Source organism: Shewanella sp. 30m-14, assembly GCF_052977125.1.
In genome coordinates this window covers 354459-372257 of the sequence record NZ_JBRILW010000001.1, presented here as the reverse complement: position 1 = coordinate 372257, position 17799 = coordinate 354459, and the positions used below count along the sequence as shown (strand labels likewise).

The following is a 17799-nucleotide window of genomic DNA, read 5'->3' as shown; positions in this document are numbered from 1 at the left end:
TCCTGCTGTGATTTTTTTTGATGGCTAATGTGAAAAATAAACGTTTCACAGGGGTTTAGCAAGTGTTTACACTGCGCGCCATTATTAAATTACCATTTAAAATTTTACTTATGAAACCTCTAATGAATGTTAAATACTATGTGTTTTTAGCCTACCTTGCGTTACTAAGTATGTTAGGTTTTATTGCAACCGACATGTACTTACCTGCGTTCAAAGCAATTGAAGACTCAATGGCAACCTCGCCATCACAAGTCGCGATGTCTTTGACCTTCTTTTTAGCGGGCTTGGCACTGGGTCAATTATTATATGGTCCATTAGTAGAGCGCTTTGGTAAGCGTAACTCACTCATTTTTGGATTAGTATTATTTTCGGTTGCGAGCTTTTCACTATCTGTTAGTGACTCAATGTTAGTATTTAACATATCACGATTTATGCAAGCGTTGGGTGCTTGTTCTGCAGGTGTGATCTGGCAAGCCATTGTGATTGAGAAGTATGATGCTTCAAAGGCGCAAAGTGTTTTTTCAAACATTATGCCGCTTGTGGCGTTATCGCCAGCATTAGCCCCAATTTTAGGTGCATTCATTCTGGAATCAATGGGCTGGGAAAGCATTTTCGTTACTCTGACGTGTATGTCAGTCGCCATGATTTTATTGACTGTTTGGTTTGTGCCAAGTGAAACCAAAGCGGTAAATCATGAAAAGAAAGAGATCAGTTACCTTAAAATTTTTAAGAACACCAAATATTTAGGCAATGTTGTTATTTTTGGTGCTTGTTCTGGTGCATTCTTCTCATACCTAACTGTTTGGCCTATGGTTATGGAGCAGCATGGATTCGATGCTACAGCGATCGGTTTGAGCTTTATTCCACAAACTATCATGTTCGTTTTAGGCGGCTATGCAAGCAAGACGCTTATTCGTAAAGTCGGTGCCGAAAAAGCGCTAACAGTATTGTTATCAGTATTTGGCTTATGTTCACTTGCCATCGTTGTAGTGACTATTTTGATTACAGGCTTGTCAGTATTCCCACTGCTAGCTGTGTTCTCTGTTCTTGCTGCATGTAATGGTGCGATATACCCCATCGTGGTTAATGGCGCCTTACAGCAGTTTCCTGAAAACGCTGCAAAAGCGGCAGGTTTACAAAACTTCTTACAGATAAGTTTATCTTTTGGCGCTTCAAGTCTTGTTGCCATTTGGGCAACCAGCGGTGAAGTGGCGATAGGTTGGGGCATCATGATCTGTTCATTTATTGTGTTTATTGGCTACAAGCTACGTAATCACAATAATTGGCAAGAAGTGAGCGAAAACATTGTTATGCCCGATCCTGCTCGCATCGCAATAAATCAGGATGATAAATAAGCTAAACAGCTTGGTAATTGTTCAAAGAGATAATTTATGATAATTATCTCTTTACAAGGTTAACAGAGCGCTATATTATTCGCGGCGTTCGGAGGGATGGCAGAGTGGTCGAATGCACCGGTCTTGAAAACCGGCATGGGTTTATAGCCCATCTAGGGTTCAAATCCCTATCCCTCCGCCACATATAGAGAAAAGGCTTCCAGTAATGGAAGCCTTTTCTCGTTTCGGTTATAAAGCTGATTAGAACCCAGGATTCCTATTGTTTAATAGTCAGCTATCCCAGCACCACATTTAGATAAGGCCTCAGCAGAAATGCAGAGGCCTTTCGCATTCTTGAGGTCATATTGAACCCTAGGGTTGCTATTGTTAGAAGCCGGCTATCCCTACGCCATATTTAAAGAAAGGGCTTCCACTCATTAGATAGAGGGAAGCCCTTGTTGACTTTCTAGATGATTTTTAACCTAACGCATAACCTAACTCATAAGTTAACTTACTGCATGTTCGGTCGGCAGTTCAGGCTCAACAGGTTCTTGCACACGAGATTTGCTGCCAATTAATCGTTTAATGTCCTCAATCGTCACGTACAAGCACGGGATTAATACTAATGTCACAACAGTGGCAAACAGCACACCAAAGGCTAATGATACAGCCATAGGGATCACCATCTGCGCCTGCATACTGGTTTCAGTCATGATGGGCACTAAACCGATAAAGGTCGTGAGAGAGGTCAATAAAATGGCTCTAAAACGGCGACAACCCGCTTCGAGTACCGATAGTTTCATCGCAATACCAGATTCCCGTGATTTATTGATGTAATCAACCATCACCAGCGAGTCGTTCACCACAACACCTGCTGCCGCAATAATACCAAATACTGAAAGGGCACTGAGATCGAGTCCTAAAAGCATATGCCCAAGGACAGAGCCAATGACACCAAAAGGGATCACCGACATGATCATGATTGGCTGAGAATATGACTTTAACGGTACGGCTAATAGGCTGTAAATCACCAGCATAGAGATTAAGAAGTCTCGTAACTGAGTATCAGCACTATCTAGTTGCTCCTGGATATTACCAGACACCTCACTCTTAACCCTTGGATACTTCTTTAATAACTCTGGTAAATAGTTATCTCGAATATCTTTAGCAAGTTTAAAGGGCTCTGCTTGATCTGCATCTACTGAACCCCAAACATTAATTGTTCGGTTGCCATTTTCACGGCGAATACTGTTAACGCCATCCGTTACAACTATTTCTGCAACTTCAGACAATGGGATCTCAGCCCCTTGTGGAGTTTTTATGTTTACATCTGATACCTGCGCGATGGAGTTACGCTGCTCTTCAGGATAACGCAGCATGACTTTAATCTCTTCGCCATTACGTAAGATCCGCTGAGCTTCAAGGCCATAAAAACTATTACCGACCTGACGCGCAATATCGGCAAGCGTTAAGCCTAAACTATGAGCAAGAGGCTTTAATTCAAATTGGATCTCTTTAGCGCTGGACTGACGGCTGTCATTAACGTCACCCACACCTTTAAGGGTATTCAATTTTGCTTTGAGCTCTTTTGCTGCTGCGACTAACTGCGCATCATCCTTACCTTCAAGTCTGAAGCTAATATCGCCATCATCGCGGCCTCCACCAAATAGGTTATCCTGGATAGTAAAAGACTTCATGCCGGGGATTAATGGCATATTCTGGCGCCATAGCTCTGCCACCGCAAAGGTATCGATTGGACGAATTTCTGGATCAACCAGCTTAGTCATCACTTGTGCCGACGTGCGGCCACGAAGTTCGACTTGCATGTCTGATATCATCTTTTGCCCATATTGTTGCTCAAGCTTGCTATCAACGTTTCTCAATGCTTCTTCAATAGATAAGGCTGCTGATAATGTCGCTGTTTCAGACGCATCAATATTCATCTCAAAAGTGATCCGAGGAAAGTCATGCGGGATCTTAGGTTGGCCAATAAAACGAATTAATCCACCTGAATAAAGACCTGCACAAATTAGGATCAGACTGAAGAAAACCATAATGACTGTGTAGCGATACTTAACAGCAACTTCAAGAGAAGGGCGGTAATAGTGAGTGATTAGGGTTTTAAGGCCGGTATCAACTTTCCCTTGTAAAAAGTTAACCACGATACGTAGCCAGTCAATCGGATTCTTTGATCCTGGTTTAACGATAGTTTTTTGCTTCATACGTGCCAAATGCGCGGGCAAGATAAGCTTAGATTCTACTAACGAAAAGATAAGACATAAGATCACCACAAAGCCAATAGCCTGGCCAAATGCAGAAGAGGGACCGTCGTCGAGTGTAATAGGTAAAAATGCTGCAATGGTGGTTAACACACCAAAGGTAGCTGGCATAGCAACCCGCTTTACGCCACGAATAACGTTATCTAAGCTTTGGCCTTTTTCTTCGCATTCGGCGTGAGCACTTTCGCCCATGACGATGGCATCATCGACGACAATACCGAGCACTAAAATGAAAGCGAATAGGCTGATGACATTAATCGTGACATCAATCATACCCATAGGCATAAAGAGTAAGGTGCCTAAGAAACAAACAGGTAAACCCATCATCACCCAAAATGCCAGTCTCACTCGTAAAAATAGTGCTAGTAATATAAAGACTAATATGGCACCACTTTTCATGCTGTCGAGCATGAGGTTTAAGCGACCTTCAAGGTAATAGGTCATATCGACCCAAGGCTCTAATTTAACCCCTTGAGGCAACACTTTCTGTTTATCGCTAATGTAAGCCTTAACGACGTCAGCAACATCGGTTAAGCTCTGATCGTTAGCGGCGCCAATAAAGAAAGTAACTGAGTTTTTACCGTTAAATTTAGAGTATTGAATACCTTCTTCAAAACCGTCGATTACGTTTGCCACATCGCCTAACAGCAAAGTGGTACCATCTTCAAGGGTGATTAACGGCAAGCTTTCAAACTCATAGCCGACATAGGCCTGATTTTGAACGCGTAAGTTAATATAACCGTTCTCGGCCCTTATCTGTCCAGCTGACATGTTACGCGAATAACCACGAACCGCTTCGGCGACATCATTAAAACTTAAACCAAACTCTCGTAATCTATCTTTACTGACTTCAATGGCAATCTCATAGCCAAGTCCGCCATAGAAATCCGTGATATTAACCAGTGGTAATTGTAAAAGCTCATCGTGAATTTTTTCACCCAAGTCTTTTAGTTGTCGTTGGGATAAATCACCATAGAGGCTCATATACATCACTTCTTGGCGAAGTTTTATACGCTCAACTTTGGGGCGCTCCATGCCATCGGGGAAACTTGAGATCGAATCAATTTCTGATTTTACCTCCTCCAGTACCACCTGTGGATCATAAGAGTCTTCTACACGGAAATAGCCTGAAGAGACATTACGGTTAGAATAGGTGATCACTCGCTTAAGGCCCTGCACACTTTCCAGTGCTTCCTCAATCTTAATGGTGATCCCTTCTTCTACCTCTTGTGGTGCTGCGCCGGGGTAGACCGCGTTGAATTCTAACCAATTGATCTCAACGGCTGGGAAGAACTGCTTACGAATCGTGTTAGCGGTAAGTAAGCCGCCTATGATAATGATAATCATCAATAAGTTAGCAGCTACACTGTTACGCGCAAACCAAGCGATAATGCCTTTATTGGTATCGATCATGAATTATTCCTCATCTTCCATCGCTATCTGGGTAGCTTGTGGAGCGGTAGGTTCATCCTCAGATAAGGCTTTATCTTCTGGTAAGGCGAGCTGCATGCCTTCAATCGGGTAATCAAGGGCTGAGGTGATGACATTCATACCTGCTTCTAATCCCGCAGATACAATAACTTTAGCGCCTATTTGACGCAAAATAGTAATGTCTTTATATCTAAGTTTGCCTTCATCATCGAGTATTGCAATTTGATTATTGATAACCAAATGACGTGGTACTTCAGCGACTTGACCTGCATGGCTACCATCAATATTGGCCGTCACATAGGTGCCGTAACGCAGTTCATTGTTGTTCGAGTTAAGCCCATAAGGATCTGTCACTTCAGCAACTAAATAGGTCATACGGCTACGGCTATCAATTACGCCCTCGCTTCTCACTATTGTCGCAGGCCACTGTGTTGTTTGTCCGGCAAACTCACCAGTTAACATAACTTCAGCACCTTTACCTTTGCTATCTAAAAACTGCAGCTCTTTGTCGGCAATCGGTAAGCGCACTTCCGCATGCGCTGTACTCAATACTTTACCAAGGGGAGTCCCCATGCTGACATAAGAACCTAAACCAATATTTCTAGCCTCTATTAAGGCATCGTAAGGGGCTTTAATGATGGTACGCTCAAGGTTGCGGTTAGCCCGTTTTAGGCCCGCTTCCGAAGAGTTTAACTTAGCCACTTCTTGGGCAAGCTGTGGCTTACGCAAACTCAGCTCAGTGGGTACACCATTTTCAATGCGCTTCCATTCTTCGGCTGCCACTTTACCAAATGCTTTTTCTTGTACCAGTGTAGCTCTTGCTGACGCCATACTGGCTTTGGCATCAATAAGCGCAGCTTCATAATCACTTGGGTCGATTTTTGCGAGAACATCGCCTTTTTTGACAAAGCCACCGCGGACAAATTTCTCTGATAGGTAAACAATTTCACCATTCACTTGTGAGACCAATTCTGTTTCGTACTTGGCATTCACCACTCCATATGAAGTAACAGCAAAACTCATCGGGTTGATTTCAACTGACTGAATTGATACTAGGGGAGTGGTATCAAGCTCTTCCTTTTCTTCAGGGGGCTTTTTTAATGCCGAGATGCCAATAAACCCTGCCACGCCAACGGCAATGACAACCATTGGTAAAATGATCTGTTTTTTAGTAGCCACAAACACGTCCTCTTGTTGAAGCAATTTTGCACTCAATGCCCCATCTTTATTGGTGTTTAAAAAATAAAGATGAGTAATCTATTTAGAATTTTGACTACATGTTAATGGAACTGGCGAAATGTAACAGTATGATTGTGTAAACGTGTGTAACTAAAATTAACATTTATGAATACGCTATGAATTACACATAGGCGTTTAGTTTATTGATATCGCATTTGGCTTTAGTGCAAGTCTTTGTATTTAAATGGAAGATTTTTTGGCTGGTGGGATGTAATTGGCTATTGTTGATCCAGAATCGATAAAAACGCTTTATTTTTGAATTGGCAAAAATGTAAAAAAACTGTTTATAACTCAAACCATTTGGATTTAGAAACTGAATAGAAGCTAGATTGATTATCTGCGCTGGGTAGAAAGAAGGGCATGAGGGGATTTGAAAGGGCATTACATACAAAAAAGCAGTGCGACATGCACTGCTTTGAATTTTACGATGTTAACCGCAACATTTCTTATATTTCTTGCCGCTTCCACAAACACAAGCGTCGTTACGATTAGGTACTTTTTCAAAACGAGTTGTCTGTGGCTTATTGAGCAGCCCCATCAGTTGAACGACGTTTTCATCCTGGGTTGCATCAACCGTAATTAAGCCCACCAGCTCATTATCGCTGAGTAACTGGGTGATTTCAGCTTCACGCTCAGCATTTTGAACCATAAGTACTAAAGGGTTTACTTCAGTACCGATTTTAACTTCACGTTTAGTGTTGTAACCATAGCTTTCGTGCTTAGGCTTTGGGGTTTTACGCCCTTTAAAGAAGAATTTGTCTGACATAGCTATGGCGCTCAATTTTGATAAAGATAAATTTACGCAAGCTTATACTATAAAAATGGACTCAGTGGTATCGAAGTCTAATCTAGACGGCAATTTTATCTAAAAATGCGCCATATTCACGGTTTTCAGTATCGTTCTTAACTCATTTGAGAACTGCACGTTATAGGATTGGTCTAAATAAGTAGGCGTCAATGGCTTGCTATTTCGGCTGATTACGCGTTAAAACGGCTTAAATCGTGATTTTTGACCAATTGATTTGCATCTGCGACCTTTTGGTATTTCCGCATCGTGAAAAACTTTGTTAAAATCGCGGCAAATTAAAGGAGAGCTTTATATATGCCAGTTTATGTTGTGGGCCACAAAATCCCAGATTCAGATTCAATTTGTGGTGCTATTGCACTTGCGCACCTAAGAAACCAAATTGGTGAAGCATCAGTTGCCACTCGTTTAGGTGAGTTATCACCTGAAACAGCTTTCATTTTAGAAAAATTCGGTTTCGAAGCACCAGAATTTAAAACCAGCTACGCTGGCGAAGAAGTGTATATCGTTGACCATTCTGAGCTAACTCAAGCACCAGATGATATCGAGCAAGCGACGATTGTTGGTATTGTTGATCACCATAAGTTGGGTGACTTAACGACTTCAACACCTTTAGAGTGCTGGATCCGCCCTGTAGGTTGTAGTAACACCATCATTAAGATGATGTATGACTTCTACAACGTTGAGATCTCAAAAGAGATCGCAGGCATTATGCTTTGTGCCATCTTAAGTGACACGGTTATCTTCAAGTCACCAACTTGTACAACCGCTGACATTAAGTGTGTTGAAGCATTAGCTGAAATCGCTGGTATTGAAGATGTTAAAGCATTAGGCATGGAAATGTTTAAAGTGAAATCTGCTGTAGAAGGCACGCCTGCTCGTGATCTTGTTATGCGTGACTTTAAAGATTTCAACATGAACGGTAACCTAGTGGGGATCGGTCAGCTTGAAGTGATTGACCTTGCTGTATTTGACGAGATTAAAGCTGAACTTGAAGCTGATATTGCGGCACTAAAAGCAGAAGGTAATCGTCACAGCGTTCTATTATTACTGACCGACATCATGAGAGAAGGTTCTGAGATGCTTATTGTCAGTGACGATTTAGCAAAAATCGAATCGGCTTATAACTGTGAGTCACAAAACAGTAAAGTATGGTTAGATGGGGTATTAAGCCGTAAGAAGCAAATCGTGCCTCCATTGCAAGATGTGTTTGCCTAGTCTCTACTAGCAAGTTCTGTCTAGTCTTAAAATGCTGTCAGTCCTAAAATAGGTTGACAAAAAAGGCCGAACATTGAGTTCGGCCTTTTTGTTAGCTACACATTTCATAAAATGCGGATGAATTAGCCATTACTTTTTAGTGTCATTTTCACGTAACTTTTTCACGTAACTTATCTAGCCTTAATTGGGATAAGCCTAAAATGCTGCCCTTGGTATATTCACCTTTGGTATTTATTTTACCGAGTTTAGTCCCTGTCAGTAGTTCTACTGCTTGCTCTACATGACTGATTGCCCAAATGTGGAATTTTCCTTTTTCCACCGCGTCAACTATGTCTCGGCGTAACATTAAGTTATGGATATTTGACTTGGGAATAATGACGCCTTGCGTATCTTTACGGCCTTTGATTTTACACACGTCAAAGAAGCCTTCAATTTTCTCGTTAACGCCACCAATCGGCTGAGATTCACCAAACTGATTCATCGAACCTGTTATCGCAATATCCTGACGTAGCGCAACCCCTGAAAAAGAAGATAGCATGGCACACAACTCTGCCATGGTAGCACTGTCACCATCTACACCGCCATAGGACTGTTCAAAGGTAAGGTGTGTCGACAACGGAATTTTATCTGTCTTGCCTAAAATCGATGCGATATATGCGGATAAAATCATTACGCCTTTAGAGTGAATGCTGCCACTTAACTCTACTTTGCGCTCGATATCGAACACTCGACCCTCACCAAAAGCGGTCGTCGCGGTGATCCGGCTAGGGGCTCCAAATTGGTAATCGGAAGTCGACATCACCGATAAGCCATTCACTTGGCCAACGGTTTCTCCTTGAGTATCAATTAGGGTAGTGCCATTAACAAAGCTTTGCATAAAGTCATCTTTTGCGCGGCAGATCCGTTTTTCTTTATTCGCTAACGCTTGCTCTACATGGTTGACTCTAATCATGTTTGAGTTAACTGAACGCGCGCAATAATTTGCTTCTCGTAATAGATTGGCAATATCGACGGAGTGCAGTGATAACATATTTTGATCATCGGCTTGGCGAGAACTGAATTCGATTACACGTCCAATCGCTTTTTTATCACAGTGCAGCATTTTATTGCTGTGTACTATGCTCGAGATGAACTGGGCGTAATGGGCCTCAGAATCATCGCTACGTGGCATTCTATCTTCAAAATCAGCTGTAACCCTAAACAACTCAGTAAACTCGGCGTCATACTGTTGTAATAGTTTATATGTCGCAAAATCCCCAAACAAAATGATCTTAACATCTAAGGGGATCGCTTCAGGATCCAGAGATATCGTGCCAGATAAGGTGACTTCGCGTTCCAGTGAGGTCAAACTCAATTTGCGAGAACGCAGCGCACGCTTAAGTCCGTCCCATACATAAGGGTGCTCAAGTACTTTAACCGCATCAATCATAAGCACGCCGCCATTCGCCTTATGCAAGCTACCTGGGCGGATCAATGAAAAGTCAGTGAAAACGGTACCTTTATAGGTCGCATTTTCTACGTAGCCAAAAATGGTGTGATAGTTGGGGGTTTCCTCAACAATAATCGGCTGCAATTGTGACGCTTGCGACACCAGTACATTGATCTGATAACGCCTTGGCATTTTCTTGCTCATTGAGGCATAGGCGAGGGCAGCTTGCTCTTCACTTTCTTCTAGGAAGATATCCAGATTATCAATGATGTCTTTATGCATCGCCTTAATATAGGCTTTTACATTCGCTTGGTCTTTATATTGCTCTTTTAACGCAGTAAGGCTGTGGGTTAGGACTTCTTCAGCAACTTGTTCATCATGTTTTTGCTGCTTCTCAGAATACTCCTCTTCCCAAATGGTTATTTGTCTTACGATGCCACGCAGCTGTGCTTCAAGTGCAGAAATCGCATCTTGCATCACATCTTGCTCTTTGGCCGATAACGCCAAGTAGCTTTCTTCGGTGTGGGGCTCGTCACCGTTTAATGCTACCAACTCATAATTACCTTGAGGGGAAATCGAGAGTCCTACAGAATGACTCTTCGCCTCTTCTGTCAGCAAGAGCAAGGCTTCTTCCTGTTTGGCTGCAAGCTGATTCTTTAATTTGTCAGCGCGGCTATAGTACATCTCATTATCAAATGCTAAAGGCAATGCCTTTAGCAGTTTTGACATGAGCTTTTCAATATCTTTTTTAAAGCATAAGCCCATACCTGCAGGTAACTTAAGCACCTTGGGGCTACGAGTATCGTCAAAATTTACCACATAACACCAATCGTATAAGGTGCGGCCGTTACTATTGGGTGCTTGACGGTTTAGATGGCGCAGCACCATGGTGCGTTTTCCTAGGCCATTGCGACCAAGCGCATAAATATTGTAGCCTTTCTCTTTCATAGAAAGCGCAAACTCTACCGCTTGTTGAGCGCGGGCTTGACCCACAATTTGGTCTAATGGTTCGAGGTGTTTTGTCGACTTGCAGTCTGAAGAGAGCTTGTTAAGCGCCGATACGCGATAAAGCTTGGTACTGCTGAGAGGTTTTATTGGCATAATACGTCCTCTTAATGACGGTCAATATTTTTACTCTATACAGTTAAATCGCATATTTCTGCAATTATTTACCTTTAGGCCAAATATTGAGCGAAAAACAGTCTTGACTGCCGATTTTATAACCATAACGGTGTTGCGATGACTTTTTTCAGCGAAATACTTTTAAAAAAGGTGACTATTTCAAAGACTTTGTCGCTATAGGGCATAAACGTACTTATCTTTTATGACTTAGTTTGTTAAGTGGTTTATGACGAGGATTATGATGAGCTTAAGAGACAATTAATGACACTTTTTACGACAAGAAAGAAAATTTTACGACAAAAAGAAAAAGCCCTCAATTTATAAGAGGGCTCTACGTGCATCACATCAGACTATCCGTTCAGGCACTTAAACATAAGCATAAACTTAAACCGTTTTATTGTTTAGCATGCTGTTGTAAAAACTTTAGCACTTCAGCCTGTTCATCAGGGTTTAATCCTGCTCTTGGGAACATACTACGAGTGATACCTTGCCACTGTTTATAGCTATGATCGGCAGGGTTTGGCGCCGCATGACACATGGTACATGCATGGTAGAAGATTTTTTCACCTTTACTCTGAACTTGCTGTTTCACAGATTTTATTGATTTTAGAGCCGCTGCAAGTCCCAAGCTTTTAATGTCGAAGGGCTGCTTAAGTGTTTCAATTTTGGGAGCCTGGTAAGCCTTATTCGGGGATTCGGGATCTAAACACTTTTTAAAGGCTGCCAAACAGGTATTCGCACTCGTTCCTTGACTGAGTCCACTTGATGGCCGAGCAGAGGTTAGCATGTTAATCGAACCTGAATTACAGCGACCTTTTTTATCCAGTTGCAGCCAGGCTCCTTCATGGATATAAATAACGCCGGGCATCACATTGTCAGCTATTTTTGCTCCCGCTAATAACGCACCGCGTTCATTGTATACTTCAATCAAATCCCCATCTTTAATGCCACGGTGCGCCGCATCATCTTTATTAATTAACGCAAATTGACGGCCATCAACAGACTCATAACGATTAACGTCAGCATTTGCCATTTGGGAATGAAGGCGCATCCATGGATGTGGGCTCAATACATGGACTTGATCAGGTTTGGCATTTCCTAGCCACTCGGCAGGAGGGATCCATTCAGGCATGGGCGGGCAGTCGGGTAAGTGATAAGACTCTATCTGCTCACAATAAAGCTCAATTTTACCTGAAGGGGTATGTAATGGATGTTTAGCCGGATCAAGGTAAAAATCGCGGTGTCTAACCCAGTCATTGGCGGTTTTTGGGGTACTGAGATGGGTTACACCTTTAAGCCAGAAACTGTCAAAGCTTTCGCTCGCATCAGATGCCGCGTATGCATCTTTAAGGTGCTGCATAAAGGTCTTATTTTCTGTGAATTGTTGCTGGACATTAAATATTTTTGCCAATGCCGAAAAGATCTCATAGTCATTCCAACTTTCGCCTACAGGCTTGATGACCTGTTTCATGGCATAGATCTTATTGTTAGAATAGGTTCCACCAGAGCTAATATCATTGCGTTCGAGCGTTGTCGTGCTGGGGAGTACAATATCGGCATACAGTGAGGAGGCACACCACCATGGATCTTGATTAATGATGGTTTCCACGTTGTTGTTAAGTGCTTGAATGAGTTCATTGGTATTTTGCTGGTGGGACAGCAAATTATTCCCTGCATTATAGATAAGCTTGGCGTTAGGGAATTTCAGGGTTTGACCATTACGAGTGTAGTTGCTCCCAGGATTATTCAGCATGTCAGAAATAAGTACCACAGGGCAACGTGCAGTTATAGGGTTACGCCCTTGCGATAGACCCGCAGGCATTTTTTTGCCTGACTGTGGCATCCCACCGTTACCATAATGCCAGCTGAAGCCTGCGCCTTCACCCGGTTTACCTATTTTACCTGCCATAGCCGCAAAGTTAATAATCGCCCAGTGGATCATCTCTCCATGTTGCGCTCGCTGCAGTGACCAACCGGCACAGATCTGCGTGCGCTTTTTTACCACCTGTTCTGCTAGTTTACGAATTTGTTTAGCACTGACTCCTGTAATTTCCTCCGCCCATTCAGGGGTTTTAGGTGTATTGTCATCAACCCCTTTGAGATAGTTAAGGTACCGGTCAAAGCCGACCGTATATTTGTCTAGATAAGCCTTATCATACAAATCGGATTGGTAAATATGGAACGACATAGCGGTAAACAGTGCGACATCTGTATTGGGGCGAATATTGATCATCTCGCTACCCATGGCTTTATCTGTTTGGGTTTGTTGCGGGTTTATCGAAATAAACTCAATCCCTTTTTCAGCAAAGGCTTGCCAGTGTTTATGCATAGCATGATCAGCAACCCTAAACTCAATCCGATTTGTTTTATATGGGTCACAGCCAACCAATAACATCAGTTCTGTATTATCTTCGATAACTTGCCATGCTGTTTGAGGGGAATAAACCTCCATATCGCCTATTACATGAGGCAATATTACTTCAGACGCCCCCGCGCTGTAATCTCCGCTACAAGCACTTTGGCCACCAATTAAGTTAAAAAACCGGCCTTGTAATGTTTGTGGCCTCATTAAACCAGCATGGGACCAACCGCCATAAGAAGAACTAAAAATCGCTTGGTTACCATGCTTGGCTATCGTATTGGCAATCGCAGTACTGACCATGGCCATAGCGGTGTTCCAGTCCACACGGATAAAAGGCTCTTTGCCTCTAAGGTGTGGTTTATGATCGCCTAATGGATTTTCAAAATAGGATTTACGCACCATCGGGTATTTAACCCTAGTGTCGCTGTAAGTTCGGCTTAAGATCCCTTCTAATAGCATCTTGGTCGGGAAAGGATCTATGTCTTTCAATGGCTGTACGCCGATCAGAACGCCTTCTTTGACGATAGCATTGAAGGGGCCATAATGGCTGGCATGGGGGATCGATTGAGTGTCATCTGCAAATACTTTGCCTGCAGGAAACAAGGTAAGCCCTTGCGCTGCAACGGTGCTTGCGAGTGCAGATTTAAGGAAGGTGCGTCTAGAGAATGTCATATCAGTCAGGCTCTCACTTATGGAAGATTGTAGAGGAACATGCTATTGGTTATGGTACATAACCGCTATTTTGACAAGCTAGCTAGGATTAAATATCACGTAACTATTCATGTCTTTGCCCTACATCAATAACGATAGCGCTTTGTGAAAAAATCCTTAAGTGAGATGACGTTATCTTTAAGCTCCTAACTCCAACTGCTAAGAGCTTATTCAGGTTGCCTTACAGACCTTTTAAGTATTGAACGTTGGTAGTATTGCTAACAAGGTTTGTAAACTCAGTGCTTGATAAATTTGGACTTGATACCTCTTTTGTTGATAACTTCGAGCTTGATAACTTTTGGTTTGATAACCCTGGGCTTGATAGTGCTTGCGATGATAGAAACTGAGTTAACTTGATTACAGTATCAAACTGATTTTGCTGTAATTGGCTATTAGTTACAATCGCGCGTAAATCCAGCATAACGCTATCAAAGTAACCTGATAGCTCAGTCAAGATCTGTGGATTAAAGAAGTGTTGACTGCCATACAAGGCATTATGCTCACGGCGCTTCTTGTCTATCACAAAATCAACCCCCTTTACATTAGTCAGTGAACTGGTTTTCTTACAAACCGTTAAGCACTCATCATCCATCACTGCTTTGTCACAACCACTGGACTGTAAAAACAAGCATTGACGGCTAGTCATTAACATTATCGGGTGAAAAAGACTGTAATGCACCTTAAAGCCTTTAGGCGCTTTAATCGCTTTTATCTGTATTTTATTTAGTTCATTAGACACAAACGCGCCGCTGCATCCTTGTTGCTGCAAGCTGTACATACTTATCGAATTACTGGTATTAAGGTAAGGGCCCGCAACCCAATTTATACCTAAGTCTGTGGCCACAACGCCAACGCCACTATTGTTAGTCACGATCAACTTAGGTTTTATCTCTTCGAGTAATTGTTTAGCGGCATTAAAATCTGTTTGCATAATAACAGCGCCAAACCAAGGAATAAGCTCAGGTTCTTGAGAAAACAGTAGGGCGAGTTTCTCGCGCTCTGCGTTTATCGCATCTGGAACTAAATAATAAACCTGGAGCCCTTTAAGTTCGATCTGCTGCTTTAATTGACGATACAGAGCAAGATCCCGTCTATTGGCTATTAGTATTGATAACTGAGTGAGGTTCTCGTTATGTGAAACCTGTGCCTGAGCGATGGTGTTCGTTGTATTAGTTGCTGCGTTAACGCTGTTGATGCATAGATCACTATTTATTTGCTGGCGAACCTGCTGCAAAGATACTGGCTCAACATGCTCTCGGCCGCTATTTAACCATGTCACTATCTGCTGCCTCATAGTGGTTAACTGCTTAAACGGCACAAACAAGTCTGCGGCTAAATCATCGAAACAAATAGAGTCTAAGGCATACTCAATGTTACCAAGACTTGTGAAACGTTTTAGTAATTCCTCTTTTAGCCCGTATTTATCAGATGTAACAAGCGCAGCGTCAGATAAAAGACTAAATTCACGTATCGCCTCAGATTGCTCAGCATCAACGTCTAGCATGTTGGCAGGCCGAACACAGAGTGTTATCCCTAATGCTTGGCCTTCCTGACCATAAAATTTTAGCGAAATAAGCGGCTTGGCTAAACTAAGTCGCGCTATTTTGTCGCCAAGAGTAGCAATAATTTCTGTTTTTTCATCATAGAGCGCCTTTTTCACATTCACCGAGGCAGCAGAGCTTTTCTCGGTAAGCAATCTAAGGCTTTCTAATTGAGTAAAATGCTGCACCGCGTTATCGCGTGGGTTATCTATGTACATATTTGTACCCACTGCGCCGTGTAAGTAACCATTAGAAAAGTCACGATTGAACACGGTATATAGCGGGGATTTGTCGGTCGAGATAGCGCTGCGCAGCTCAAGTCTTGTGATCTGTTTACGCCATGTATCAATCACCCGATACACGTAATGAGACTTCTTAATTCTACCTTCCACTTTCAACGAGTCAGCGCCAGCAGCGTAAAGCGCATCAAGATCTGAAAATGCTGAGTTATCTTTCAGGTTTAGTGGATATTGTGCACCAGTATCAGTGGTTTGATACTGATCGCGACAAGGTTGACTGCAACGGCCACGATTGCCAGAATTACCGCCATGGGCCGAGCTAAAGTAACACAGACCAGAAAAGCCAATGCAATTTGAGCCATGCACAAAGACTTCCGTGAGCATATCAAGAGCATGAGCTTTGTCTGACAGCTGTTTAATTTCGGTCAGATTAAGCTCTCTCGATAAGTTTGCTCTTGATGCGCCTAAACGTGACAAAAACTCGATTTGCCCCGTATTGTGGGTCGTTACCTGAGTCGATGCATGAATGTCTAACGTCGGATAGTGCTGTTTCAATAGGTAAAATAAGCCAAGGTCCTGCACGATCACGCCATCTATAGCGGTATTAACCAATTGATTTAGCAGTTTTAGTAATGCAGGCAGTTCTTGTTCTAACACAATGATATTAAGCGTTAGAAACAGTTGGCAATTATGCTGGTGGGCAATACGCAGCAGACCGTACAGATCTTCAAAACTTAAATTCTCGGCGCGGGTACGGGCATTAAAGCTATTAAGACCGCAGTACACCGCGTCAGCACCGGCAACGATAGCCGCTTTAATTGACTCGATGTCGCCACCTGGCGCGAGTAATTCAAGTTTTCTCATGGTATTCCTATTGATGGCTGAATTCCTGATAAAGAATTCATGGGGAACTGCTTGGTTATGGTGCAGTTTGGTGTTGCTTTGTGAATTGTAAGGTGTGGTACAGCTGAGATCTAGGACAGGCAATCTTATTTTACTAAATTATGATATTGATCCATTGTTGGCCCTATCGCCACTGATCATGAAGGCCCTGATTATAGGGACAGATTAAAAGTGAGCCGAAAAGGGGGTCACTGATTAATGGACACTGATAAGGGACTAAGATTAAGGGGCCTGCAAATAGAGAGTGCTTTCTTATTCGGTTAGCAAGCAGTTCAAACAAGATTTAACATGCAGATGAAAGCAGAGTGGAAGTTAAGGTGGGCTCTAATAGGGTAAGGAGGAGGGGATAACAGATTCTGTGCTGATTTCCAGCCTTACCCACAAGAGCTTTTTTCGTTAGAAAATTTACTTAGCGATATTTGGGCCGACATAGCTAGACAACTTGCTATAGCCACCTTTTAATACTTTGACATTATCAAAGCCTAATTGACGTAGGGCAGTACCTGCCGCCATAGCGCGCGCCCCCGATTTACACACAATAACGACTGGCTTATCTGTTGGGATTTTATCTAAATTTTCAGGGATAAACAGTTCATCTAAACTAATATTTAGCTGATCTTTCATCGCAAGACCGAACACTTGACGCTCCTCGATGGTACGGATATCGATAGCAGTAACGCCAGTGTTATTTTGTAACTGTTTAACAAAGACTTCAGCACTAATCAATCCAATATCTTTACCCACGCTTTTACCTGTTGCATGGCTAAATTGGTCATTAAAGCTATTCGCCAATTTAGCGTCATATGCGTTAGCTTGTACACTAAGGCCTAGTAGCGCACATAATAACGTCATATTTACCACTTTGTTCATACACCTTATCTCCAGTTTTATTGTGAGCGTTAGCTATATGCTTGTCCTCACATTATTATTGTTTTGTTAAAATAGTATCTTTTTTATTTGGTATTTATTAAAAACAGTCTTTATTTGAAACCGTATTCAGCCCAATGAACTTGGCTTAGCTGCAGTGCTTCAGTTCACAGTGAAGCAAACTGATTATAGATAGACAGGGCGGCTAAAGTTTTTGCACTAAATCACATTAAAGTTGCAGATAAGATCTCAATGAAAATCAAAAGGCGTTAACGACGCACCATTTAGATCTCATCGGTTCACAACAATGATATAAGTC

Annotated in this window: 9 protein-coding genes and 1 tRNA gene; 3 read left to right on the top strand and 7 right to left on the bottom strand. The window is 42.4% G+C overall.

Annotation, left to right across the window (positions count from 1 at the left end; translation table 11 throughout):
* The first annotated feature begins 122 nt into the window (after positions 1 to 122).
* Together punC and ACVBIU_RS01595 are read left to right on the top strand one after the other, a co-directional pair.
* A complete protein-coding gene (gene punC / locus ACVBIU_RS01600) occupies positions 123 to 1355 on the top strand; it encodes a purine nucleoside transporter PunC (RefSeq protein WP_447162741.1) in 1233 nt (410 codons plus the stop codon).
* A gap of 90 nt (positions 1356 to 1445) precedes the next feature.
* A tRNA-Ser gene (locus tag ACVBIU_RS01595) sits at positions 1446 to 1536 on the top strand.
* 304 nt (positions 1537 to 1840) lie between these two features.
* Here the strand turns inward: ACVBIU_RS01595 and ACVBIU_RS01590 are convergent.
* From ACVBIU_RS01590 to ACVBIU_RS01580, 3 genes are all read right to left on the bottom strand, one after another.
* Positions 1841 to 5026: an efflux RND transporter permease subunit gene (locus ACVBIU_RS01590; protein ID WP_447162742.1), complete on the bottom strand. Its 3186-nt coding sequence runs from the start codon at positions 5024 to 5026 to the stop codon at positions 1841 to 1843.
* 3 nt (positions 5027 to 5029) lie between these two features.
* Positions 5030 to 6223: an efflux RND transporter periplasmic adaptor subunit gene (locus ACVBIU_RS01585; protein ID WP_447162743.1), complete on the bottom strand. Its 1194-nt coding sequence runs from the start codon at positions 6221 to 6223 to the stop codon at positions 5030 to 5032.
* Between the two features lie 490 nt (positions 6224 to 6713).
* Complete coding sequence (locus ACVBIU_RS01580) at positions 6714 to 7049, bottom strand: PBPRA1643 family SWIM/SEC-C metal-binding motif protein (RefSeq protein ID WP_447159289.1); 336 nt, start codon at positions 7047 to 7049, stop codon at positions 6714 to 6716.
* 336 nt (positions 7050 to 7385) lie between these two features.
* Here ACVBIU_RS01580 and ACVBIU_RS01575 point away from each other — a divergent pair, with 336 nt between their 5' ends.
* Positions 7386 to 8306 carry a manganese-dependent inorganic pyrophosphatase gene (locus ACVBIU_RS01575; protein WP_447159288.1) on the top strand — a complete coding sequence of 307 codons (921 nt, stop codon included), beginning with the start codon at positions 7386 to 7388 and terminating at the stop codon, positions 8304 to 8306.
* Between the two features lie 148 nt (positions 8307 to 8454).
* On the opposite strand, the gene ACVBIU_RS01570 is transcribed toward ACVBIU_RS01575, so the two are convergent.
* The 4 genes from ACVBIU_RS01570 to ACVBIU_RS01555 all read right to left on the bottom strand — a co-directional run bounded on the left by ACVBIU_RS01570 (position 8455) and on the right by ACVBIU_RS01555 (position 17483).
* Positions 8455 to 10836 (bottom strand): AAA family ATPase, encoded by a 2382-nt coding sequence (locus ACVBIU_RS01570; RefSeq protein WP_447162744.1) that lies wholly within the window; start codon positions 10834 to 10836, stop codon positions 8455 to 8457.
* A gap of 415 nt (positions 10837 to 11251) precedes the next feature.
* Positions 11252 to 13891, bottom strand: coding sequence for a molybdopterin-dependent oxidoreductase (locus tag ACVBIU_RS01565; protein ID WP_447162745.1), 2640 nt, complete (start codon positions 13889 to 13891; stop codon positions 11252 to 11254).
* 220 nt (positions 13892 to 14111) lie between these two features.
* Complete coding sequence (locus ACVBIU_RS01560) at positions 14112 to 16574, bottom strand: peptidase U32 family protein (protein ID WP_447162746.1); 2463 nt, start codon at positions 16572 to 16574, stop codon at positions 14112 to 14114.
* A 444-nt stretch (positions 16575 to 17018) separates the two neighbouring features.
* A complete protein-coding gene (locus ACVBIU_RS01555) occupies positions 17019 to 17483 on the bottom strand; it encodes a rhodanese-like domain-containing protein (protein WP_447159284.1) in 465 nt (154 codons plus the stop codon).
* Positions 17484 to 17799 lie beyond the last annotated feature (316 nt).

Coding starts and splice junctions, on each gene's coding strand:
- ACVBIU_RS01580 (WP_447159289.1), bottom strand. CDS start 7,049: ATGTCAGACAAATTCTTCTTTAAAGGGCGTAAAACCCCAAAGCCTAAG.
- ACVBIU_RS01590 (WP_447162742.1), bottom strand. CDS start 5,026: ATGATCGATACCAATAAAGGCATTATCGCTTGGTTTGCGCGTAACAGT.
- ACVBIU_RS01565 (WP_447162745.1), bottom strand. CDS start 13,891: ATGACATTCTCTAGACGCACCTTCCTTAAATCTGCACTCGCAAGCACC.
- ACVBIU_RS01560 (WP_447162746.1), bottom strand. CDS start 16,574: ATGAGAAAACTTGAATTACTCGCGCCAGGTGGCGACATCGAGTCAATT.
- ACVBIU_RS01575 (WP_447159288.1), top strand. CDS start 7,386: ATGCCAGTTTATGTTGTGGGCCACAAAATCCCAGATTCAGATTCAATT.
- ACVBIU_RS01570 (WP_447162744.1), bottom strand. CDS start 10,836: ATGCCAATAAAACCTCTCAGCAGTACCAAGCTTTATCGCGTATCGGCG.
- ACVBIU_RS01555 (WP_447159284.1), bottom strand. CDS start 17,483: ATGAACAAAGTGGTAAATATGACGTTATTATGTGCGCTACTAGGCCTT.
- punC (WP_447162741.1), top strand. CDS start 123: ATGAATGTTAAATACTATGTGTTTTTAGCCTACCTTGCGTTACTAAGT.